At 68.3% G+C, this 18,028-nt stretch carries 21 protein-coding genes; 20 read left to right on the top strand and 1 reads right to left on the bottom strand.

All coding sequences use genetic code 11. From position 1 onward, the window contains the following. The first annotated feature begins 29 nt into the window (after positions 1–29). The 4 genes from D0C15_RS27160 (at position 30) to D0C15_RS27145 (ending at position 4,892) form a co-directional block, all read left to right on the top strand. Positions 30–1,766 carry a C69 family dipeptidase gene (locus D0C15_RS27160; protein WP_211323340.1) on the top strand — a complete coding sequence of 579 codons (1,737 nt, stop codon included), beginning with the start codon at positions 30–32 and terminating at the stop codon, positions 1,764–1,766. Positions 1,767–1,899: 133 nt separating this feature from the next. Next, positions 1,900–2,925 (top strand): heat-inducible transcriptional repressor HrcA, encoded by a 1,026-nt coding sequence (gene hrcA / locus D0C15_RS27155; RefSeq protein ID WP_116050960.1) that lies wholly within the window; start codon positions 1,900–1,902, stop codon positions 2,923–2,925. Positions 2,926–2,970: 45 nt separating this feature from the next. Next, on the top strand, positions 2,971–4,134 hold the full coding sequence (dnaJ, locus tag D0C15_RS27150; RefSeq protein WP_116050959.1) for a molecular chaperone DnaJ: 1,164 nt from the start codon (positions 2,971–2,973) through the stop codon (positions 4,132–4,134). Next, on the top strand, positions 4,134–4,892 hold the full coding sequence (locus D0C15_RS27145; RefSeq protein WP_116050958.1) for a 16S rRNA (uracil(1498)-N(3))-methyltransferase: 759 nt from the start codon (positions 4,134–4,136) through the stop codon (positions 4,890–4,892). Before dnaJ ends, D0C15_RS27145 begins: the two co-directional genes overlap by 1 nt. Before the next feature lie 288 nt (positions 4,893–5,180). Here the strand turns inward: D0C15_RS27145 and D0C15_RS27140 are convergent, their stop codons facing one another. Further along, positions 5,181–6,311 (bottom strand): acyltransferase family protein, encoded by a 1,131-nt coding sequence (locus tag D0C15_RS27140; protein WP_342768606.1) that lies wholly within the window; start codon positions 6,309–6,311, stop codon positions 5,181–5,183. Between the two features lie 140 nt (positions 6,312–6,451). Here D0C15_RS27140 and D0C15_RS27135 point away from each other — a divergent pair, with 140 nt between their 5' ends. The 16 genes from D0C15_RS27135 to D0C15_RS27060 form a co-directional block, all read left to right on the top strand. Beyond that, on the top strand, positions 6,452–6,811 hold the full coding sequence (locus D0C15_RS27135; RefSeq protein ID WP_116050957.1) for a histidine triad nucleotide-binding protein: 360 nt from the start codon (positions 6,452–6,454) through the stop codon (positions 6,809–6,811). Between the two features lie 102 nt (positions 6,812–6,913). Beyond that, positions 6,914–7,990 carry a PhoH family protein gene (locus D0C15_RS27130; protein WP_116050956.1) on the top strand — a complete coding sequence of 359 codons (1,077 nt, stop codon included), beginning with the start codon at positions 6,914–6,916 and terminating at the stop codon, positions 7,988–7,990. A 4-nt stretch (positions 7,991–7,994) separates the two neighbouring features. After that, a complete protein-coding gene (ybeY, locus tag D0C15_RS27125) occupies positions 7,995–8,549 on the top strand; it encodes an rRNA maturation RNase YbeY (protein WP_116050955.1) in 555 nt (184 codons plus the stop codon). 9 nt (positions 8,550–8,558) lie between these two features. Continuing rightward, positions 8,559–9,902, top strand: coding sequence for a hemolysin family protein (locus tag D0C15_RS27120; RefSeq protein ID WP_116050953.1), 1,344 nt, complete (start codon positions 8,559–8,561; stop codon positions 9,900–9,902). Further along, the gene (locus D0C15_RS27115; protein WP_116050951.1) at positions 9,895–10,254 is read left to right on the top strand and encodes a cytidine deaminase; all 360 of its coding nucleotides are present in this window, start codon (positions 9,895–9,897) and stop codon (positions 10,252–10,254) included. The genes D0C15_RS27120 and D0C15_RS27115 overlap by 8 nt, the downstream gene beginning before the upstream one ends. A 56-nt stretch (positions 10,255–10,310) precedes the next feature. Then, a complete protein-coding gene (gene era, locus D0C15_RS27110) occupies positions 10,311–11,216 on the top strand; it encodes a GTPase Era (protein ID WP_245976293.1) in 906 nt (301 codons plus the stop codon). 101 nt (positions 11,217–11,317) lie between these two features. Then, the gene (locus D0C15_RS27105; protein ID WP_116050947.1) at positions 11,318–11,653 is read left to right on the top strand and encodes a CD225/dispanin family protein; all 336 of its coding nucleotides are present in this window, start codon (positions 11,318–11,320) and stop codon (positions 11,651–11,653) included. A gap of 46 nt (positions 11,654–11,699) precedes the next feature. Then, complete coding sequence (locus D0C15_RS27100) at positions 11,700–12,122, top strand: CD225/dispanin family protein (RefSeq protein WP_425455434.1); 423 nt, start codon at positions 11,700–11,702, stop codon at positions 12,120–12,122. Beyond that, a complete protein-coding gene (locus D0C15_RS27095) occupies positions 12,119–12,571 on the top strand; it encodes a DUF2752 domain-containing protein (RefSeq protein ID WP_116050945.1) in 453 nt (150 codons plus the stop codon). Before D0C15_RS27100 ends, D0C15_RS27095 begins: the two co-directional genes overlap by 4 nt. A gap of 15 nt (positions 12,572–12,586) precedes the next feature. After that, positions 12,587–13,021: a DUF2752 domain-containing protein gene (locus D0C15_RS27090; protein WP_245976291.1), complete on the top strand. Its 435-nt coding sequence runs from the start codon at positions 12,587–12,589 to the stop codon at positions 13,019–13,021. Positions 13,022–13,115: 94 nt separating this feature from the next. Next, positions 13,116–14,003 (top strand): RDD family protein, encoded by an 888-nt coding sequence (locus D0C15_RS27085; RefSeq protein WP_116050941.1) that lies wholly within the window; start codon positions 13,116–13,118, stop codon positions 14,001–14,003. A gap of 78 nt (positions 14,004–14,081) precedes the next feature. After that, complete coding sequence (gene recO / locus D0C15_RS27080; protein ID WP_116050939.1) at positions 14,082–14,855, top strand: DNA repair protein RecO; 774 nt, start codon at positions 14,082–14,084, stop codon at positions 14,853–14,855. Between the two features lie 39 nt (positions 14,856–14,894). Beyond that, positions 14,895–15,770 carry an isoprenyl transferase gene (locus tag D0C15_RS27075; RefSeq protein ID WP_116050937.1) on the top strand — a complete coding sequence of 292 codons (876 nt, stop codon included), beginning with the start codon at positions 14,895–14,897 and terminating at the stop codon, positions 15,768–15,770. Further along, the gene (locus tag D0C15_RS27070; RefSeq protein ID WP_116050936.1) at positions 15,767–16,204 is read left to right on the top strand and encodes a hypothetical protein; all 438 of its coding nucleotides are present in this window, start codon (positions 15,767–15,769) and stop codon (positions 16,202–16,204) included. Before D0C15_RS27075 ends, D0C15_RS27070 begins: the two co-directional genes overlap by 4 nt. 23 nt (positions 16,205–16,227) lie before the next feature. After that, entirely contained in the window at positions 16,228–17,250 is a 1,023-nt protein-coding gene (locus tag D0C15_RS27065; RefSeq protein ID WP_116050934.1) for a permease, read from the top strand. Beyond that, a partial coding sequence (locus D0C15_RS27060) for a TIGR03943 family putative permease subunit (protein ID WP_116050932.1) occupies positions 17,247–18,028 on the top strand: 782 nt, incomplete at its 3' end. The genes D0C15_RS27065 and D0C15_RS27060, both read left to right, overlap by 4 nt.

The raw sequence follows: 18,028 nt of genomic DNA, 5'->3' as shown, positions 1-18,028 counted from the left end.
ACGAACCTGGATAGGAATGGTGGTTGGTCGTGTCGCGGTCTCCGGAAAAGTCCAAGCTCAGGTCGCTGGCGATCCTGGCGGCGGCAACACTGGTCATTCCCGCGGGAGCCACCTCGGCAGCGCAGTCCGCCGCCGAGCGTGCCTCGGCCGGAGTGGAATCCGCCGACCAGGAGAGTCCGACGAAGAGCATCGGTTTCTACGTCGGTAAGAACCTGACCGAAGACGGCAGTGTCCTGCTCGGCGGCTTCGGCCACGAACCGTCCAGCCATTGGCTCGAGATCGTGCCCTCCAGGCAGTTTCCCGAAGGCGCCACGACGACCGTCGGGGTGACCGAGCGGGCCGGTTTCCCCGGCAAACTCACCGAGATTCCGCAGGCAGAGCAGACGAACAGGTACATCACGTCGAACTATTCGGAGTTCGCCGGCTTTCCCGCACCCCTGACCAACGGAGGTCTGAACGAACACGGGGTCGCGGCGCGAGACATCTGGTCACCGTCGAGTGAACGGCTGCTCGAGTTCACCGCGGATCCACAGACCGGGCCCAACTACAGCGACCTGTCCAGGATCGCGATGGAGCGGGCCACGACCGCACGGGAAGCGGTCGAGATCGTCGGCGGCCTGATTGACCAGTACGGCTACTCGACCTACGGCGGAAACTCCCATATGTTCGCGGACCAGAACGAGGGCTGGGTGCTCGTCAACTACGGCGGCAGCCAGAACCTGTGGGCCGCCGAGCGGCTGGGACCGGACGAGACCCGGGTGTCCTACCCGGGGTACCTCAACCCGTTCCCGCTGGACTACCAGGAGCACCCCGAGGAGTTCCTGGCCTCGGACAACTTCATCGACTTCGCGGTCGAGCAGGGCTGGTTCGATCCCGCGGAACGCGACGTGTTCGATCCGCAGGAGGTCTACGCGGGCTGGCAACCCAACGAGCGCAAGGTGACTCCCACACATCCGTGGGGAAACAACATCCAGGCGGACCTGGAGCGGGAACTGAGCGATGCACTCGGCCCGGTATCGCTGCAGGACATGATGGCCTATGTGCGCGACCCGCGGTGGTCGCATGATCGGTCCGGCTACGGGCAGGTCGCGCAACTCGGCGAGGTCGACCACGCCGACCTGAACGTCCTCTGGACCGCCGTGACCGGCGCCGTGACGACCCCGTACGTGCCGATCTACATCGGCGCCCAGGACGTGCCGCCGGAGTACAAGCAGCATCGGTACCTGACCAGTGACGGGGCCTCGACGCATATCGCCGCCGACTACGCACCGCTGGAGGCGACGCGCTACGCCACCAGGGAGTTCAAGCGGCTGATGTACCACACGTGCGAGCACCCGGGGACCTTCCTCAAGCCCGTCACGGCCGAGATCGAGGACTTCGAGCGGACGCTGCTCCGGGAGCAACGCGGGATCGAACGCCAGGCGCTGGCGCACGAACGCCGTGGCGGTGACGACGGACGGCGCGAGTTTCTGACCGAGTACGTCGAACGACGCCTCCTCGACGCGCTCGACCTCGGCGAGGACCTGGTGCGTGAGGTCGAGGACCAGACCCGGGAACAGTTCGGTATTCGTATGCCGACCGGTCGTGACCTGCCCGGGGAGACGTATCGTTCCGAAAGCCAGAGCATGAATCGCGGCGGCGGTCTCTCCGGCCGGGCGAACGACATCGTCTGGTGCTTCCGCGAGAACATCGGCGACTACCCACGCGAGCACGGCTCCTACCGGAAGCTCGCCGGCTCCCTGGTTCCCGGACGCCCGTCGTCCTGACGCGCAGGCGCCCGGGTCCGTCATCGGGTGCGGGCTGAGGCGCCCCGCCGAACGCACCCGCCGCCACGGGCACCAACCGGTACGTAAACTCGTTGTCAGGTACGCGGCAGGGCTGACGACGTAGGAGGTGCCGGTGGCCAACGCGGACGAGCGCCGTTTCGAAGTGTTACGCGCCATCGTCGCCGACTACGTGTCCAACCAGGAGCCGGTCGGCTCGAAGGCGATCGTGGACCGGCACAACCTCGGTGTGTCGAGTGCCACTGTGCGAAACGACATGGCGACGCTGGAAGAGGACGGGTACATCACCCAGCCCCACACCAGCGCGGGCCGGATACCCACGGACAAGGGCTACCGCCTCTTCGTCGATCGGCTCAGCGAGATCAAGCCGCTCAGCGGTGCGGAACGCAGGGCGATCACCAGCTTCCTGGACGGCGCGATCGACCTGGACGACGTGCTACGCAGGTCCGTTCGGCTGCTCGCGCAGCTGACCAGGCAGGTCGCGATCGTGCAGTACCCGATGCTGACCAATTCGACGGTCCGCCACGTCGAGGTGGTGCCGCTCACCGCGGCCCGGCTGATGCTGGTGCTGATCACCGACACCGGCCGCGTCGACCAGCGCACCGTCGACCTCGGCGACGTCATCAGCGAGGACAGCGTGTCCCGGTTACGCACTGTGCTGAACTCCATGCTGGCCGGGCAACGGATGTCCGAGGCGGCGGCGAAGGTGGCCGAACTGCCGGATCAGTCGCCCGCCGAGCTGCGTGACACCATGACCCGAGTCTGTACCGTGCTGGTGGAGTCACTGGTCGAGCATCCGGAAGAACGCCTGGTGCTCGGCGGTACGGCGAACCTGACCCGCAACGTCGCGGATTTTCCCGGTTCGCTGCGACAGGTGCTGGAGGCGCTCGAGGAACAGGTCGTGGTGCTCAAACTGCTCGCCGCGGCCCGTAACCCCGGTGCCATCTCCGTGCGCATCGGCGAGGAAAATGAGGACGAGCAGATGCGCAGTACCTCGGTCGTGTCGATCGGCTATGGCATGGACGACATGCTGCTGGGCGGCATCGGCGTGGTCGGCCCGACGAGGATGGACTACCCGAGCACGATCGCCGCGGTACGCGCCGTGGCAAATTACGTGGGCCAGATCCTGGCCGGCAGGTAGCCGGCGGATCGTATGCGCCCGAAGACCTAGGAGGACAGCAAGACGGTGGCGAGGGACTATTACGGCACCCTGGGGGTGGCCAAGAACGCGTCGGATCAGGAGATCAAGCGCGCCTACCGCAAGCTCGCTCGGGAACTGCACCCCGATGTGAATCCCTCCGAGGACGCACAGCACAAGTTCAGCGAGGTCACCAGCGCCTACGAGGTGCTGTCCGATCCGCAGAAGCGCAAGATCGTCGACCTCGGCGGGGATCCGATGGACGGCGGGGCAGGCGGCGGTGGCGGCCGCGACCCGTTCGCCGGGTTCGGCGGCCTCGGCGACATCATGGATGCCTTCTTCGGTGCCGCGGGCGGTGGTGGTGGCCGCGGACGTGGGCCCCGCAGCCGCGTGCAGCCCGGCTCCGACGCCCTGATCCGGATCGGCCTGACGCTCGAGGAATGTGCCACCGGGGTGGACAAGGAGATCACGGTCGACACGGCGATCCTGTGCGATCTGTGTCGTGGCGCGGGTACCGGCGAGAACGGCACCACCACGACCTGCGACACGTGTGGCGGAGCGGGTGAGATCCAGTCGGTGCAGCGCTCGTTCCTCGGCCAGGTCGTGACCGCCCGCCCGTGCCCGGTGTGCCGTGGCTTCGGCGAGGTGATCACCGATCCATGCCGGCAGTGTGGTGGTGACGGTCGCGTGCGGTCTCGCCGCGACGTGACCGCCAAGATCCCGCCTGGCGTCGGTGACGGGATGCGGATCCGGCTCTCCGGGCAGGGTGAGGTCGGCCCCGGTGGCGGCCCTGCCGGTGACCTGTACGTGGAGGTCGACGAGGCACCGCACGAGGTGTTCGTCCGGCAGGGCAATGACCTGCACTGCAACTTCCGCATCCCGATGACCACCGCCGCGCTCGGCGCGACCGTGCCGCTGGAAACACTGATCGACGGCGAGCACGACATCGACATCGAGCCGGGCACCCAGCCCAACACCGAGCTCGTGCTGACCGGGCTCGGCATGCCTCGCCTCCGCTCGTCGGGACGCGTGGACGGCCGAGGTGACCTGCACGTACACATCGACGTAGTGGTACCCACGAAACTCGACGACGGCCAGGAGGAGCTGCTGCGCGAGCTGGCCCAGCGCCGTGGCGAGGAGTCGGCGACGCTGGCCAGCAACGGCAGCAAGCACGGCGGGCTCTTCTCGAAGCTGCGCGCCAGGTCCCGCTAGTGCGCGAGGCGGGCAGCACCCCGCCGGTGTTCCTCGTCCCCCGGCTGCCCGAGGGCGAGGACGCCGTACTCGACGGCGAGGAGGCCAGGCACGCCGCCACGGTGCGCAGGCTCCGCCCCGGCGAATGGCTCGTGCTCTCCGACGGTGCGGGCGGCCTGGCCGACTGCGTCGTCGCGCAAGCACGCCCGGGCCGCGACGCCGAGCTGATTCTCGACGTACGGCAGTGGCGTCACGAGCCCGCTCCCGAGCTCACGGTGACGGTGGTGCAGGCGCTGGCCAAGGGCGACAGGGGAGAGCTCGCGGTGGAGTTGGCCACAGAGGCGGGTGCGGACGCCGTGCTGCCGTGGCGGGCGGCACGCAGCGTCGCCCGCTGGGACGAGGGACAGCGGGGGGCCAAGGCGCTGCAGCGTTGGCGTGCAAGCGCACGCTCGGCGGCCAAGCAGGCGAGGCGTGCGTGGCTGCCCGAGGTCCGGGAGCCGGTGAGCACACGCGAACTCGTGGAGCTGGTCCGGGGCAGTGCGCGGACGTTGGTGCTCGATGCGGAGGCAGCGGGCCCGATCGATGCCGCGGTGCTGCCCGAGCGCGGCGAGGTGCTGCTCGTCGTCGGACCCGAGGGTGGCATCACGGCCGAGGAACTCGCCGCGCTCACCGACGCCGGGGCCGTCGGTGTACGGCTCGGGCATACCGTCCTGCGGACCTCGACCGCGGGCGCCGTCGCGCTCGGTGCCATCGGTGTGCTCAGTACCCGCTGGCGCTGACGTTTTCGCCGCTGTCGCCACGAAAACCACTGACTCCACTGAATGCCGTAGCTGCGGGCGCCGCCAGATCGGGTTATTTGCTGGCATTCGGGGGCTGATCCTGGCGCGCGCACACTGACGCGTTTACCCTTGGCGACTGACGCCACGAAAGGTTTTGGCGCACCGGGGGACTACCGGCGCGCCGTTGTCACCGCCGGACACCTCCCCCCTCGGTCCGGCGGAGCCGCGGTGGCGGTGGAGCGACCCCCAGGCTTCACCGCCCCGCGGCGCTCTTCTCCCGGCACTTCGTCAGGACGCTGGACGCGACCCAGCCTTGGCCGGCAGCCGTTTCGTCAGCAGCCGGAAGGCCGGTCGCTCGACGCAGATCGTCAGTAGCCAGCCGAGAAGCACGGCGCACAGCACGAACGCGGGTACCCACACCCACCAACCGAGCCCGAGATCCGCCAACCGGCGGGCCAGTACCGTGCCGATCGCGTAGTGCATCAGGTAGACGCCGTAGGAGATGCCCGCAAGCCACTGCAGGGGCCGCGCCAGTGTGAGCAGAAGTGGCAGTTGCCAGACCGGACGGTAGGCGGCGAGGCAGATGAGCACGAGTGCGGCGGCGAACGGTGGCACCGAGTCGCCATCGGGCGGGTGTTCGGAGTGTGCGAACAGCACGACGCACAACATGGCGAACAGTTGCGGAAAGCTCATCCTCGCCTTGGACCAGCGGTAAATGGCCACCCCGGCGATGAGCAGGTGGGCTCTGTTCAGGCCGCTGCCGTCCATCACCGCGCTCAACCAGGCAGGCGCGTCCTGCGTCATCAGAGTGATCCGGACGAGGATCGGAACGAGAAGGATCGTCCACAGCAGCGTGGTGGCCGCGCGACCGCTGATCCGCCCGGACAGCACCGCGATCGCGGTGAAGCCGCTGACCTGCACCGGGATCGTCCAGTGTGCGAGATCGACGAGTTCGATGTGTGGCAGCAAAAGATGCAGCAGCGCCAGATTGCCGACGAGGTCGGTGCCGCTCGGCCGGGGAAAATCCGGCGGAGCGAACAGGCGGACGATGGCGAAGATGACCAGTACGGCCACGAAGAACGCGGGTAGCAGCCGGGCCAGCCGGCGAACCCACCAGTGCAGCGGTAGTTGATTGCCGACCGTCATCGCGGCGAAGTAGCCGGAAACCACGATCAGCAGCGAGGCGCCGAACGGGAAGTGCATCCGCAGCGGCCAGGGTGGCAGGTCGAGACCGGGCAGATTCAGCGGGGCCAGGAACGTGGCGTGGTAGGCGAGTACCGCCGCGATGGCGATCACCCGAAGTGCATCCCAGCTCACGTGGCGCGGTGTCGCCGGCGGCACCATCGACCCGGCCTCTACCGGTGCGGGGGCAGGGCCGGAGAACGGACGCTCGCCATCGTCGGATTTGGTCACGGCCATAGGCACAGGACAGTAACAATTCGATACTGACGACGTTCAGGGGTGTTCAGTTTCACCGCCGAGGCCCTCCGTGACCGCGTCCGGAGCTTGTGCTCGCGCTGCTGAAATCAGCCTGCCGTGCAAGGTCTAGGCTGAGGAGCATGAGTGACGCCGAGACCTTGTTCGAGCGGATCATCGCCAGGGAGATACCGGCCGAGATCGTTCACGAGACCGAGAACACGGTGGCCTTCCGGGACATCAACCCGCAGGCGAGCGTGCACGCCCTCGTGGTGCCGAAGCAGCGCTACCGCGATGTGGGTGAACTCGCCGAGGCGGATCCGGCCCTGCTCGCGGAGGTGCTGACCGCGGCTGCGGCCGTGGCGAAACTGGACGGGATCGCCGACTCCGGGTACCGGGTGGTTTTCAACACCGGGGCGGACGCGGGACAGACGGTCTTCCACGTGCATGCTCACGTGCTGGGTGGTGAGCAGCTCGGCTTCTTCGGCCGTGGTGACGGCTGAGAAGTTACGTGACTGCGCGCACCCGGCTGGTACCGCTAGCATCGAGGGCGTCCATACCGAACGAACGACAAGCGAACGCGCAGAAAGCAGGCCCGAGCGCACGTGGCCGGTACCGCACAGGGTGGAGCCGCCCGATCCGACGACGTTCCGGAGAACATTCCGCAGCCGGCGTCCGGGGCTGCAGTTCCACCGGCACAGTCCAAGTTCCCCGTTCCCGACGCCGCGGTGCTCACCCTGCTGGGGTCGCGGGACGAGAACCTCCGCATCGTCGAGGAGTTACTGGACGCGGACGTGCACGTCCGCGGTAACGAGGTGACGCTGACCGGAGCCCCTGCCGACATCGCTTTCGCCGAACAGGTCTTCGCCGAACTGGTGACCCTGGCCAGTCGAGGGCAGCAGGTGGGGCCCGACACCGTGCGCCGGACGATCGGCATGCTCTCCGCGGGCGATTCCGAGTCGCCAGCCGAGGTCCTCAGCATGGACATCCTGTCGCGGCGTGGACGCACGATCAGGCCCAAGACGCTGAATCAGAAGCGCTACGTGGACGCGATCGACAAGCACACCGTCGTGTTCGGGATCGGCCCCGCGGGTACCGGTAAGACCTACCTCGCGATGGCCAAGGCCGTGCAGGCACTGCAGGCCAAGCAGGTGACCCGGATCGTGCTCACCCGGCCGGCCGTCGAAGCGGGGGAGCGCCTCGGTTACCTGCCGGGCACCCTGTACGAGAAGATCGACCCCTACCTGCGGCCGCTCTACGACGCGTTGCACGACATGGTCGACCCGGAGTCGATTCCGCGGCTCATGCAGGCGGGAACCATCGAGATCGCACCGCTGGCGTACATGCGCGGGCGCACCCTCAACGACGCATTCATCATTCTCGACGAGGCACAGAACACCACTCCCGAGCAGATGAAGATGTTCCTCACCCGGCTGGGTTTCGGCTCGAAGATCGTGGTGACCGGCGACATCACCCAGATCGACCTGCCCAGCGGGCAGCGCAGTGGTCTGCGGATCGTCCGGGAGATCCTGGAAGGCGTGGACGACCTGCATTTCTCCTCCCTGACTAGTCAGGACGTCGTTCGGCACCGGCTGGTCGGCGACATCGTCGACGCCTACGAGAAGTGGCAGGTGGCCGAGGACTCGAAGGAGTCGGGAAAGTCCTGGAAGGGCCGCCGGTAACCGAATGAGTATCGAGATCGCCAACGAGTCGGGCGTGCAGGCGGACGAGACGTCCATCGTCTCCGCGGCCCGGTTCGCCTTGGACAAGATGGAAGTCAGCCCGCTCGCGGAACTGTCGGTCCTGCTGGTCACCCTCGAGGTGATGGAGGAACTGCACGAAAGGTGGATGGACCTGCCGGGCCCCACCGACGTGATGGCGTTCCCGATGGATGAGCTGGAGTCGACGCGGCGCCCGGACGCTCCGGAGTCGTCTCCCGCGCTGCTCGGGGACATCGTGCTCTGTCCAGCGTTCGCGAAGGACCAGGCGCATACGGCCGGTCACTCGCTGACCGACGAGTTGCATCTGCTGACCGTGCACGGCGTGTTGCACCTGCTCGGTTACGACCACGCCGAACCAGCTGAGGAACGCGAGATGTTCGGCTTGCAGAAGCGCATCCTCGCCGAGTTCCAGGCAGCCACCCTCGCCGCCCAGCGCAGGGACGCGCAGCGCAGCGCCGATGACCGCCTGCTCGGCACGGTGGGCCTCGACGGAGGCCCAGCCGACCCATCGGGTCACTAGGTCCGCACCGTGCTTCCTTCCGTAACCCTGCTGGTTGTCGCCGTGGTGCTCGTGCTGCTCGGTGGCGTGTTCGCCGCCGCGGACGCCGCCGTGAGCACCGTGTCCAGGGCGCGGGCGGACGGCCTCGTCCGGCTCGGCAGCACCGGTGCCCGGCAGCTGTCCCTGGTGGTGGACGAGCGCAGGCGGCATATCAACCTGCTGTTGCTGCTCAGGATGAGCTGCGAACTCACCTCCACGGTGCTCGTCACGGTGGTGTGCCTGCGCTGGATCAACCCGGACGGGCTGGCGGTGGCCGTCGCCGCGGTGGTGATGGTCGTCGTCAGCTACGTCCTGATCGGGGTCGGCCCGCGCACAATCGGGCGCCAGCACCCTTACCGGGTCGGATTGTTGCTGGCGGGACCGGTCCGCGTGCTCGGCACCATCCTCGGGCCGCTGAGCAAACTGCTCATCGTGGTCGGTAACGCCATCACCCCCGGCCGTGGCTTCCGTGAGGGTCCCTTCAGTTCAGAGGTCGAGCTACGCGAACTGGTGGACATGGCCGAGGAACGCGGGGTCGTCGGCACCGAGGAACGGGAGATGATCCACTCGGTCTTCGAACTCGGCGACACCGTGGCCAGGGAGGTCATGGTGCCGCGTACCGAGATCGTCTGGATCGAGAACACCAAGTCGGTCCGGCAGGCGCTCGCGCTGTCGCTGCGCACCGGCTTCACCCGGCTGCCGGTGATCGGTGAATCCGTGGACGACATCGTCGGCGTGGTGAACCTCAAGGACCTGGTGCAGTCCTCCATGGCCGCGGAAGGCTCGGCGACCGCGGTGGGCGAACTGATGAACCCAGCCAGCTACGTGCCGGACTCCAAACGCCTGGACGAGCTGCTCAAGGACATGCAGGTCTCGCACAATCACATGGCCATCGCCGTCGACGAGTACGGCGGAACCGCGGGCCTGCTGACGATCGAGGACATTCTGGAGGAGATCGTCGGGGAGATCACCGACGAGTCCGACACCGACGAGAGACCACCGATCGAGCACATCGACGACAGCACCGTCCGGGTCTCCGCTCGCCTCGGCGTCGACGATCTCGCGGAGTTGTTCGGCCTGGACCTCGGCGAGCAGGACGTGGAGACCGTCGGCGGCCTGCTGGCGCAGCGGCTCGGCAGGGTGCCACTGCCCGGGGCGGAGGCCGAGGTCGAGGGTCTGCGGCTGCACGCTGAGGGCGGTAAGGACCGGCGTGGCCGGATGCGGATCACCACTGTGGTGGTGCACGCCAACGATGAGCGGATCGCCGGGCGCAGGATGCGCGTGACCGGTGCCGGGGACGACGACGAGCGGGACAGGAGTGTCGAACATGCCTGAGGAGACGGCCGGGATCGAGCTGGGGCCGGAGGACGAGAAGATCGTGATCCTCGCCAGGTCCGCGAGGGCCCGCACCCAGGCGGCGGAGGGAGCCGCCATCCGGGACACCGATGGACGCACCTATGCGGCGTGCACGGTCGATTTGCCGTCGTACTCGCTCACCGCGATCCAGGCCGCGATCGCCGCCGCGGTCTCCAGCGGGGCCGAAGGTATCGAGGCCGCGGCGATCGTCGGTGCGGCTCCGCTGTTCGACCAGGCTTCGGTGCACGCGCTGCGCGATATGGGTGGGCGCGCGCCGATCTTCCTCGCGGATCCGTCCGGCACGGTCCAGGAGGTCCTGCGGCCGGAGTAGCCGGTGAGGGTCATGGGCTCGTCAGCGTGCGGCGGGCATAGGCGACAATGCTGTGGGTGAGCACTCAGCCAGAGCACCGGTCCGGATTCGCCTGCTTCGTCGGACGTCCCAATGCGGGCAAGTCGACCCTGACCAACGCACTGGTCGGAAGTAAGGTCGCGATCACCTCGAGCAAGCCGCAGACCACCCGGCACGCGATCCGCGGGATCGTGCACCGGGAGGACGCACAGCTGGTCATCGTCGACACGCCGGGCCTGCACCGGCCGCGCACGTTGCTCGGCCAGCGGCTCAACGACATCGTGCATTCCACGTGGTCCGAAGTGGACGTGGTCGGGCTCTGTGTCCCGGCTGACGAGAAGATCGGGCCGGGGGACCGGTTCATCGCCGCGGAGCTGGCCAAGATCGCCAAGCGGACACCGGTGATCGGCGTGGTGACCAAGACCGACCTGGTGGGGCCGGAACGCGTCGCCGAGCAGTTGCTGGCGCTGCAGGAGGTCATGGAGTTCGCCGAACTGGTACCGGTGTCCGCCGTGGACGGCTTCCAGGTCACCACCCTCGCCGACCTACTGGTCCGCAAGCTGCCCGAGGGGCCACAGCTCTATCCCGACGGCGATCTGACCGACGAGCCCGAGCAGACGCTGGTCGCGGAGCTGATCCGGGAGGCCGCGCTGGAAGGGGTCCGCGATGAACTCCCGCACTCGATCGCCGTGACAGTGGAGGAAATGCTGCCCCGCGAGGGCCGCGACGACCTGCTGGACGTGTACGCGTTCCTTTACGTGGAGCGGTCCAGCCAGAAGGGCATCATTCTCGGGCACAAGGGCGAGCGCCTCAAGGATGTGGGCGCGAGGGCGCGTCAGCAGATCGAAGCCCTGCTGGGCAGCAAGGTGTACCTGGACCTGCACATCAAGGTCGCCAAGGACTGGCAGCGCGATCCGAAACAGCTGCGCAGGCTGGGCTTCTAGGGTCTCGATGTGGTCACGGCGGGGCCGATTCGGACACCCGCTGCAACAGTCGCATCCTAAGGTTCGTCGGTTCCTATCGAGAGCCAGTGCAAAGGACGACCATGACCGACGAATACGGCCTACCGAGCCACCCTGGTGAACCTCAGGGCGGGCCGCAGTACTCGCAGCAGCCGCCTCCCGGAAGCAACCTGGTGTGGGGCATTCTCACCACTATCTTCTGCTGCCTTCCGTTCGGCATCGTGTCGATCGTCAAGGCCAGCAAGGTGAACTCACTCTGGGCTACGGGAGCGCAGGAGCAGGCGCGGGCGGCGGCAGCGGACGCCAGGAAATGGGCGATCATCGCCGCGGTCACCGGCGTCGCCCTCAGCATGCTCTGGGGAATCCTGTTGGTCGCCGGTGTGATCACCTTGGGCACCACCGCGAATCTGGAGTACTAGGCCGGAATCAGGTCGCCGGGCCCGGTGGCAAGGAACAGGAGGTTCAGTGAACGACCAGTACCCCCAGTACCCGCAGAACCAGGGGGGCCAGGATCCGCACGGCGGGTACGGCCAGGCGCCGCAGCCGGGTCCGGTGGGGCCCATGGGCCAGCCGTGGCCGCACGGTCAACAGGGTCAGTACGGCGGCTACGGGTACGGCCCTCCCCCGGAGAACCACCTGGTCTGGGCGATCCTGTCCACCGTGCTCTGCTGCCTGCCGCTCGGGATCGTCTCGATCGTGAAGTCCAACCAGGTGCAGACGCTGTGGGCACAGGGCTACCCCACCGAAGCGCAGAAGGCCGCGAACGACGCCAAGAAGTGGGCTATGTGGTCCGCGATCGTGGCGGGGATCGGCGTGCTGCTCTATATCGCGTTCATAGTGGTGGGGCTGGTGGTCGCCGGCGTTTCGCTGCAGGACTCCTTGCCATGACGGCAGGCGTCTACACCGGAGTCCCCGTGCCGGGATGGCGCTCGCGGCTCAACGCACTGGCGCCGCCGCTCGGTGTCGTGGGCGTGGCGGCGGCCGGATGCGCCGTCGTCGCGCTCGCCGATCCCACGACGCCGGGCGGGGTCCTGCCCACTTGCCCGACGAAGACATTGTTCGGGATCATCTGCCCCGGCTGCGGCGCGCTCCGGATGATCTACAGCGTCCTGCACGGCGATCTCCCCGCGGCACTGCACTACAACGCCGTGAGCCTGGCTGTGCTGGTGCTGTTCGCGTGGAGCATGATCGCGTGGACCGCGGGCAGGTTGCGAGGGCGCTGGGTACCGAGCTGGCTGCACTGGCGGTGGGCTCCGATCGCCACCGGGGTCGTGATCGCGGTGTGGACGGTCGTGCGCAACCTGCCCTTCGAGCCGTTCGTCGCACTGCGGGTCTGACGGGTGCGGCGGCCGGTGCGGTGTGCCGACATCGCGGGCAACTCACGGGTGCGCGCACTCGGACCGCCACTTGCGGCGCTGGCAGGCGTCGCCGGGTGCTGCGCGGTCATCCTGTGGGCGGATCCGACGACGCCGGGAGGTGCGCTCCCGATCTGCCCGACGAAGGCACTGCTGGGCCTCACCTGTCCGGCCTGTGGCGGGCTGCGGATGGTCTACAGCCTGCTGCACGGCGACTTTTCGGCCGCTCTGCACTACAACGCGCTCGGTGCGCCCGCCGTGGTGCTCTTCGTCTGGGGAATGCTCACGTGGGCACGCACCCGCCTGAATGGACGCCCGGTGCCCGGATGGCAGCACCAGCGGTGGACCTCGCCGGTGTTCGCCACGGTCCTGGTCGTGTGGCTCGTCGTGCGTAACCTGCCGTTCGCCCCGTTCGTCTTGCTGCGGGTATGAGCTGCTCCGGGCTTCCGGCACAGTCCGCGATCAAGGATGTACGCTCCTGCAGGCCCGGGCGCGAATCCGGGTGTGCCGAGCAGGGGGAGATCTGATGACCAATCCGTATGAGCCCCAGTCGTATGGGCAGCAACAGCCCGGCGGCTACGGGCAGCCGTCCGGTGGATTCCAGGCACAGCCTGGTCCGGCTCAGGGGCAGCCGCCGCAGGGCGCCTACGGCCACCCCTCCGGCCCACTTCCCGCGCCGGGGCAGTTCCCCGGGCAGCAGCCACCCTTCGGCGGCGCTCCCGGTCAGCCACCATTCGGTGGGCCGCCCGGTCCGCAACAGGGACTCGCGAGCTGGGGGCAGCGCGTCGGGGCATACCTGATCGACATGGCGCCCCCGTACGTCATCATCTTGATCGGCTACGCCGTGATGCTCGGTTCGATCACAGCCGGCAGCATCCTGGTGGGCATTGGCGGCATGGTCGCGCTCGGCTGGTCGATCTACAACCGGTGGATCCAGGGTGGCAACACCGGGCAGTCGCTTGGCAAGCGGGTGGTGGGCATTCGACTGCTCGGCGAGCAGACCGGACAACCCATCGGAGCCGGCATGGCTTTCGTTCGCGACCTGGCGCACTTCTTGGACGGCGCTGCCTGCTACATCGGCTTTCTCTGGCCCTTGTGGGACGAGAAGCGCCAGACGTTCGCTGACAAGATCATTTCGACCGTGGTGATCCAGTCTCCCGCAGGGCCAGGAGGGCCCGGGGGCGCCCAGCAGCCCGGCGCCTTCCCGGCTCAGCCGGGCGGTTACCCGCAGCAGTTCGCGCCCCAGCAGCCCGGCGGGTTCCCCCAGCAGCAGCCCCAGCAGGGCGGCTACGGCCAGCAGCCGGGTGGGTTCCCCGGCCAGGGCGGCTTTCCGCAGCAGCCGCCGCAGCCCGGTGGCTTTCCCCAGCAGCCCCAGCAGCCGGGCGGATTCGGTGGCCAGTACCCGCCGCAGTAACAGCGCCCTTCCCAAAGGCACGCAACCCCGCCGCACGTTGAGCGCCCGGTTGTCACCCCGAGGTGGGACGATGGTCAGGTGAGTCTCTACCGCGACACCGGAGTTGTGCTGCGGGTGCACAAGCTGGGTGAGGCCGACCGGATCATCACCCTGCTCACCCGCAGGCACGGCAAGGTGCGCGCTGTGGCGAAGGGCGTGCGCCGGACCACCTCCAGGTTCGGCGCGAGACTCGAGCCGTTCGGCCACGTCGACGTGCAGTTCTACACGGGGCGCAGTCTCGACGTGATCACGCAGGTGCAGACGGTGGACGCGTTCGCCCTGCCCCTGGTGGCCGACTACCAGCGCTATATGGCGGCCAGTGCCATCACCGAGACCGCCGACCGGCTGGCCGCGGAGGAGGGTGAGCCCGCCCTCAAGCTGTACCTACTGGTCACTGGGGCACTGCGCGCCCTTGCGGCCGGCGAACGGGACGCGTCCCTCGTGCTGGACGCGTTCTTCCTGCGGGCGATGTCTTTCGCGGGCTGGGCCCCGGCGATCGCCGAGTGTGCCCGCTGTGGCGACCCCGGCCCGCACGCCGCGTTCCACGTCCAGGCGGGCGGATCGCTCTGCGTACGCTGCAGGGCGGCCGGTTCCGTCCATCTCGCACCGGAAGTGCTGGTACTGCTCGAAGCGCTGCTGAACGGCGAGTGGACCGTCGCAGAGCGGAGTGTGCAGGGGACCCGGCGCGATGCCAGCGGGCTGGTCGCGGCCCATCTGCAGTGGCATCTGGAGCGTCAGCTGCGGTCGTTGCCGTTCGTGGAGCGCAGGGCTCACGAATGGCGTCCCCGCGAGGAGCCGGTGAGCGGCAAGTAGGGTGAGCAGTTGCTCAGGTCCGCCGGCGAGGAGGTATCAGTGCGGCGCAGGGGACGCACGACCGTGGTTTCACCAGGAGATCTGCGAGCTCCGGATCCGCATCCCTCCGGTGCGCGGCCGCCGGACATTCCGGCGGAACTGGTGCCACAACACGTCGCGCTGGTGATGGACGGCAACGGTCGCTGGGCCAACCAGCGCGGCCTGCCGCGGATCGAGGGGCATAAGCGCGGCGAGGCCGTGATGATCGACGTCGCCAGCGGCGCTGTCGAACTCGGCGTCAAATGGTTGTCGGTGTACGCCTTCTCGACGGAGAACTGGAAGCGGAGTCCGGACGAGGTCCGTTTCCTGATGGGCTTCAACCGGGACACGATCCGGCGCCAGGTCGACTATCTCGGTTCGATCGGGGTCCGGATCCGCTGGGCCGGCCGCAGGCCGAAGCTCTGGCGCAGTGTCATCAAGGAGTTGCAGGTCGCCGAGGAGAAGACCAGGCACAACACCACGATGAACATGACCATGTGTGTCAACTACGGCGGCAGGGCCGAAATCGGTGACGCGGTGCGCCGGATCGCGCAGCTGGCGGCCGAGGGGCAGATCAATCCGGACAAGGTGGACGAGCGAACCATCGCTCGGTACCTGTACCAGCCGGAAATGCCGGACGTGGACCTGTTCCTGCGGCCTTCGGGTGAGCAGCGCACCTCGAACTTCATGCTGTGGCAGGCGGCTTATGCCGAGTTCGTCTTCCAGGACACGCTGTTCCCGGACTTCGACCGGACGCATCTCTGGAGAGCGTGTCTGGAGTACGCCAAACGGGACCGCCGCTTCGGCGCGGCGCAGGACCTGGCAGCCGACACCGAAGGGGTGGCCCCGTCCCGGCCGTCCACACCGTCTGCGCCGTTTTCGGAGGACGCATCATGACCATGGAAGCCGCCGACACCGCGGACCTGCTGACCAGAGCACGGCAGTCGCTCGAGCGCTACCTCGAAGTCCATGTGGACGATGACGGTGCGCTCACCTTCTCCCACGCCGACGTCCCGTGCGTCGTTCAGGCGACCCGGCTCGCCGAGGGACTGACGATGCTGAGCCTGACCTGCGTCGTCGCCTGGGACCTGCCCGCGGACGCGGGATTGGCCGCCGCGGTCGCCGAACGCGCGGGGCAGGGGCTGTTCGGCACCCTGGGCACCGTCCACACGGACCGGGGTATCGATCTCACCTTGCGCTACGCGTTTCCGGCACAGGGGATGGATCTCGCGCCGCTCGGCACGCTGCTGATGCTGGTCGTGTCCACCGCCTCACAGGTCAGGTCAGACCTGCTCGGGACCGAATCAGGAGAGCCGGGCGCCGACGGCTGACGCCGCCTGGCATCATTCGTCAGGTGGAAACGGTTTCCGATACCGCGGTAGGTCCCGCCGAGCCGGTCCGCCGCAGGCGCGGCCTCACCTCGGTCGAGGTGCTGTGCGCGATCCTGCTGATCGCGATCCTGGGGCAGTCCTGGTTGCAGACGACGCTGGATGTGCCGGCGTTGCGCACCGGAGCCACCGTTTTCGTCGCGGTGTGCGTGCAGGCGATGCCCTTCCTCGTGCTCGGCGTGCTGATCAGTGGTGGCATCGCCGCGTTCGTTCCGGCGCGGGTGTTGCGCAGGATCCTGCCACGCAAGGAGAACGCCGCCGTGGGTGTGGCAGGCCTTGCCGGTGTCGCGCTGCCGGGCTGCGAGTGTGCCTCGGTTCCCGTCGCGCGCAGGCTGATCGGGCAGGGCGTGGCCCCAGCCGCGGCGCTGACCTTTCTGCTGGCCGCACCCGCGGTGAATCCGGTGGTGCTCGTGGCCACCGCCGTCGCCTTCCCTGGCGAACCCGGCATGGTGCTCGCCCGGTTCCTCGGCTCGCTCGCCACCGCGATGGTGATGGGCTGGCTGTGGGCACGGTGGGGCAAGCTCGAGTGGATCGCGGAGCGGGCACTGCGCCGCATGCCGGACGTGGCGGTCGGTAACCGCTGGCGCACCTTCGCCGAGACCGCACGGGCGGACCTCGTCGACGCGGGCGGGTTCCTTGTGCTGGGCGCGCTGATCTCCGCGGCGATGGGGGTACTGGTACCCGGCGAGTGGTTCAGCGCGCTGGGCGAGCAGATCGTGCTCGGCATCCTGGTGATGGCCGTACTCGCGGTGTTGCTGGCGCTGTGCAGTGAGGCGGACGCGTTCGTCGCGGCGTCGCTGAGTGCGCTCCCACTGCTGCCGAAGCTGGTGTTCCTCGTGGTCGGTCCGGCGATCGATGTCAAGCTGTTCGCGTTGCAGGCGGGCACGTTCGGCAGGTCGTTCGCGCTGCGGTTCGCGCCGGTCACGTTCGTGGTGGCGATCAGTTGCGCCGTACTGGCCGGCTGGCTCGTGCTGGGCGGTGTCAGGTGAGGCGCGAGACGCAGAACATCCTGCTGATCCTGCTTGGCGGGGCGCTGCTGAAGATCGCGATCACCGGGGACTACCTGCGCTATGTCAAGCCGTCGCAGCAGTGGTGGGTCCTCGGCGGTGGTGCGGTCATGGTCGCGCTCGGCGTGGTCGCCATGGCACGGGATCTATTGGCGGCCAGGGCGGCCGCCGCCGCGGAATCGGCGGATTCCCTGGGGCCGGGGGAATCGGGGGAGGGCTGCGGCAGCGAGCACCACCACGCGGCGCGCTCGGCGTGGTTGCTGATGGTCCCGGTGCTCGCGGTGTTTCTCGTCGCTCCGCCCGCGCTCGGCTCCGATTCTGTTACCCGGACACAGGCCAGAGCGCCGCAGAGTTCGGAGGCGAGGGACGCCGCGGCGTTTCCGCCACTGCCCGACGACGAGGTGGTTCCGCTCGCGGTGTCGGACTTCGTGGCCAGGGCGGGCTGGGACAAGAACGGGACGTTGAACGGCCGTACGGTGTCGCTGTCCGGGTTCGTAGTGCAGGACGATGGCTCCACCCGGCTGGCCCGGATGGTGATCGGCTGCTGCGCGGCCGACGCCTTTCCGGTCACCGTGCGGCTGGCCAACGGCAGGCCGGAGAGCCTGGCCGGGCTGGAACAGGACAGCTGGATCGAGGTCACCGGCCAGGTCGTACCGGGCACGGCGACTCGAAAGAACCGCTATACCCCGGACCTCACCCTCTCCTCGCTACGCCCGATCCCCATCCCCGAAACCCCCTACGCTGTCTCCTATACACATCT

It is taken from the genome of Amycolatopsis palatopharyngis (assembly GCF_003385185.1).
GTDB lineage: Bacteria > Actinomycetota > Actinomycetes > Mycobacteriales > Pseudonocardiaceae > Amycolatopsis > Amycolatopsis palatopharyngis.
This window is presented reverse-complemented; position numbering and strand designations above follow the sequence as displayed.